We start from the raw sequence: 4845 nt of genomic DNA, 5'->3' as shown, positions 1-4845 counted from the left end.
GGATTCATTGCCCAATTATAGTGTAGCTAGCTCTAAATTTATCGTCTAAATTAACTGCAACTGGCTCAAATCCTCATCCCTTCGTATAAATCAGCTAATTCAGCAGAATTTTATGAGCCTTTGCCTAACTCTAAAACACTGCCATTCTCTACTCGCTATTCAACGCTAAGTGTAAAGTTTTATTGCAAAATCAATCTAACTTCAGGAGTAGTTTATGATGGATACATAGTCAGATCAAGTCAAGCGAGTGTAACGCATTTATAAACTTTTGCTTACTATGTGGAATTCGCGTGCATCTGTAGAGGAGACCAAAGTGATTACCACTTAGAAAAAAAAGCAAAAAGACTAGGAGCGTAAATAATAACTTTGCTAACCTAATTTTCCTCGGTGGTCTACCTGTGAGTAGAACAGGCTCAAATATTGGAGACACTGGAGAAGCACAGGAACCTGCCCAAAGTGGGCAAATTAACTCGGCATGGTAGTCTTAGACAGCACCCAGTAGCGGGATAGTTAATTTTGACACCATAGGCAGTAATTTCGATACTTACTTGTCCCTTAGAAAATGGCATTTGTGCCATTTTCTATCCCCACTATCTTTTTATCAATAGAAGGGTGCATTTGTCATGGCTACAAATTTTAGATCATATCGTGTAATAGTCAAACTGAATCGAACCGCCCCTTCAAGTGCAATTACCAACTTGCAGGCAGAAATTAGTTCGCACTCCCACTCGCTCACTAAGAAACCGGGTTTTTCAACCGAGATTGACGGTTTTCAGCAATTATTTTGCTTAAAAACCCGGTTTCTCGCCACTCGTGCGTCGAGGACTATAAATGTAGGGTGCGCACGGCGCACCTAAAATTATGATTTTTATGAATCCAACTTCTGAATAATATGAATTGACATGAGAGTGAGCTTGTTATTTAATTGTAATTAGGCGGACAGATAGATGTCAATTTCCGATTAGGAGTTATTCAGGAGACTGAAGCGATGCAGTTACAATTTAGCAACAAACAAATAATCGGGAGCAGTTTGCTGTGCTTTTCGGCAATGGCATTTCCCGTAACGAGCCTAGCTATAACAGTACAAGAAGTACCGAATCCCCCCTAAGTAAATAACACTTGGGTAACGGACAAGGCCAACATTCTCAGCGACAGCACCGAAATTAAGCTAAATCAAATGATTTCGGATTTAGAGACGAAAAACGGCTCAGAAATCGCTGTTGTGACAGGACTATTTTTTTATCAATAGAAGGGTTAATCTATCATGACTACAGCTTTTAGACCAGATCGTGTAATAGTCAAACTGAATCAGACCGCCTCTGCAAGTGACATTGCCAACTTGCAGAGCCAAATCGGAGTCACAAAAGTCACCACAGCCGAACAATTTGGGATTGCCATTTGGGACATTCCTGAAGGAAACGTTGAAGAAATAATATCTGCTTATAATGGTGATCCCCGCTTTCAATACATAGAAAAGGATGAGATTATCACCCTTGAGGATGTCGAAACAACGAGTCCTACTGAAGAAGATTTAGGAATAATTACACCCCAAATTACAACTCCCAATGATCCTGGCTATCCCCAATTATGGGGACTCAACAACACAGGTCAAAGTGGGGGAACACCCGATGCAGACATCGATGCCCCCGAAGCGTGGGATATTGAAACGGGAAACCCAAACCAAGTTATCGGCGTTCTTGATACAGGAGTTGATTACAACCATCCCGACTTAGTGGACAATATCTGGACAAATCCAGGGGAAATCGCCGGAGATGGCATCGATAACGACAGTAACGGATATATTGATGATATTCGCGGCTGGGACTTTGCCTATGGCGACAATAACCCGAGCGATGTGTACGGACATGGCACCCATGTTGCGGGAACCATTGCCGCAAAAGGCAATAACGGCGTTGGTGTGGTCGGGGTTAACTGGAATGCCAAGATTATGCCACTTAAGTTTTTAAATGATAGTGGTTCTGGCAGCCTATCTGATGCGATTTTGGCACTTAATTATGCTACGGCCAAGGGCGTCAAACTTACTAATAACTCTTGGTCTGGGGGAGGCTACAGTCAAGGCCTATACGATGCCATCAATACCGCCGGACAACAGGGAGCTTTATTTATTGCTGCAGCGAGTAATGAAGCGGCCAATAATGACACATACCTTGCTTATCCTGCCAGCTACGATCTACCTAATATTATCTCTGTTGCCTCAACCACCCGCACCGATGCACTCTCCTCTTTCTCCAACTATGGACTCACCACTGTTGATTTAGGAGCGCCCGGTTCTGATATTTATAGCACCACACCGGGAGGAACTTATACCAGTTACTCTGGGACATCGATGGCATCTCCCCATGTCGCTGGCGGGGCGGCGTTGGTGTGGTCTCAAAATCCGACTTGGACAGCACAGCAAGTTAAAAACCAACTGCTGCAAACAACGGATCCTATTCCTGCTTTGAATGGTAAGACGGTGTCAGGGGGTCGGTTGAACCTTTACAATGCTTTGACGGGCTTTACCCCACCACCACCACCACCACCACCACCGGTTCTCAATGATAACTTTGCCGACCGGATTGTGCTAAGTGGCGTATCTGTGAGTACAACAGGCTCAAATATTGGAGCCACCGCAGAACCACAGGAACCTGCCCAAAGTGGCCCAATTAACTCGGCGTGGTGGTCTTGGACAGCACCCACTACCGGGGTCGCTACTTTTGACACCATAGGCAGTAATTTCGATACTTGGTTGTCGGTTTTCACTGGTTCTGCTCTTCCTAACCTCACTCTGATTGGGTTCGATGATCAGGGGGGAGGGAATAACACTAGCCTGCTTAGCCTGAATGCTATAGCCGGGACAACCTATCAAATAGCGGTTGATGGTTGGTTGAGTAATACCGGTCAGATTGCACTTAATATTAATGTCGTTCCCCCTCCACCGAATGACAATTTTGTCAACCAAATTCCTTTGACAGGTGAAACAGCCACCGCTAAAGGCTCAAATACCGGAGCCACCGGAGAAGTAGGTGAACCTACCCAAAGTGGGGTAACTAACTCGGTGTGGTGGTCTTGGACAGCACCCAGTAGCGGGTTTTTTCAAGTTGACACCAGAGGCAGTAATTTCGATACTTGGTTGTCCGTTTTCACGGGTTCTGCGGTTAATAACCTCAGTCTGATTGGGTTCGATGATCAGGGGGGAGGGAATAACACTAGCCTGCTTACCCTGAATGCTACAGCCGGGACAACCTATAGAATAGCTGTTGATGGTTGGTTTAGTAATACAGGTGCGGTTCAACTTAATGTTGCCCCTACCCCTCCAGCCAATGACAATTTTGCCAATCAAATTCCTTTGACAGGTGGAACAGCCACCACTACAGGCTCAAATAGGGGAGCCACCGGAGAAGTAGGTGAACCTAGCCAAAGTGGGCCAACTAACTCGGCGTGGTGGTCTTGGACAGCACCCATTAGCGGGATCTATAAGATTGATACCAAAGGCAGTAAATTCGATACTTACTTGTCCGTTTTCACTGGTTCTGCTGTTAATAACCTGACTCTCATTGGCGCCAATGATGATGCGGCAGGGAGTTTGACTAGCCTGGTTAGCCTGAATGCTACAGCCGGGACAACCTACAGAATAGCTGTTGATGGTTTTTCCAGTATTACAGGTGAGATTCAACTTAATATTGCCCCTCTCCCTCCAGCCAATGACAATTTTGCCAACCGAATTGCTTTGACAGGTTCAACAGCCAACGCTACAGGCTCAAATAAGGGGGCCACCGGAGAACTAGGTGAACCTGCCCAAAGTGGGCAAATTAACTCGGTGTGGTGGACTTGGACAGCACCCACTACCGGGGACTATAATTTTGACACCATAGGCAGTGGTTCCGATACTTACTTGTCCCTTTTGACTGGTACTAATCTTCCTAGCCTGGCTCTGGTTGCAGCCGATGATGATGGGGGGGGGAGTTTGACTAGCCGGATTACCCAGAGTGTCACAGCCGGGACAACTTATCAAATAGCTGTTGATGGTTGGTCGGATAGAACTGGTCCGATTAACCTTAATATTGCCCCTACCCCTCTTGGCTCTGCTGGCACTGATAAGTTAACCGAAACTGCCAATAATACGCCCAAGGGGGAACCTGGTGAAGATATTCTAACGGGTGGTACGGCGGCAGGTAGTTTGATCTTGCCGTTTGCAGAATCCTCTGTATCCGCCAGCCCGGATACCGACTTGACCATCGACAAGAAAAGGGACCCAGTGACCGAAGGTGGAGTCGCGCTCGATGCCCCTAGTCTCTTTAGCCCTGCTGCCGATAGCCCTGTCCCGACCTTAGAAAGGGACCGAAGTCCAGTGTTTACCGACGCTAATGGAGGATTAGCCCGAAACCAACCTCTAGGAATTAATAGCGCTCCTTTCGATGTGGCTAAAACTAGCCCGTTCGCCGATCCTGACCTGGTTGGCATTTATGAGGCTAGGCCACTCGGCATTTAAGTTGCATAATATAGAACCCATTTGACATCTTTATTGTCTGGAAGTAAGGTCATGGCTGTCACAACGGTATCCAGCAGCTATGCCTTACTCCAGCAGCCTCACAGATTTATAGTGGGAAATCTTTGCACCCCTACTGCCTCAGCTATTGCCTCAAATGATTTGATGTTTGGCAACGGCGGTAGTGACAAGCTATGCGACTGGGAGAGCAACGATACTCTCAAGGGTCTATTAGGCGACGATTATCTGATAGGGGGGTTTGGACAACGATATTCTCAGGATCGCGAATTAAATAACTTACAATTTTAATTGTTATTGTGGGATGGGCGTCCCGCCCGTCCTTTTTGGACGGGCGG

General features: G+C 46.4%; 2 protein-coding genes and 1 pseudogene. All 3 read left to right on the top strand.

The window, feature by feature from the left end; translation table 11 throughout:
• Window positions 1–1135: 1135 nt before the first annotated feature.
• Window positions 1136–1249 (top strand): annotated as a pseudogene (locus ACUVJL_RS08495) (TPM domain-containing protein); the annotation flags it as partial.
• A gap of 15 nt (window positions 1250–1264) precedes the next feature.
• Window positions 1265–4492: a S8 family serine peptidase gene (locus ACUVJL_RS08490; protein ID WP_445245440.1), complete on the top strand. Its 3228-nt coding sequence runs from the start codon at window positions 1265–1267 to the stop codon at window positions 4490–4492.
• Between the two features lie 51 nt (window positions 4493–4543).
• Window positions 4544–4798 carry a hypothetical protein gene (locus ACUVJL_RS08485; protein ID WP_445245439.1) on the top strand — a complete coding sequence of 85 codons (255 nt, stop codon included), beginning with the start codon at window positions 4544–4546 and terminating at the stop codon, window positions 4796–4798.
• Window positions 4799–4845: the final 47 nt, after the last annotated feature.

It is taken from the genome of Microcoleus sp. OTE_8_concoct_300, from assembly GCF_031383065.1.
Taxonomy (GTDB): Bacteria; Cyanobacteriota; Cyanobacteriia; order Cyanobacteriales; family Microcoleaceae; genus Microcoleus.
This window is presented reverse-complemented; position numbering and strand designations above follow the sequence as displayed.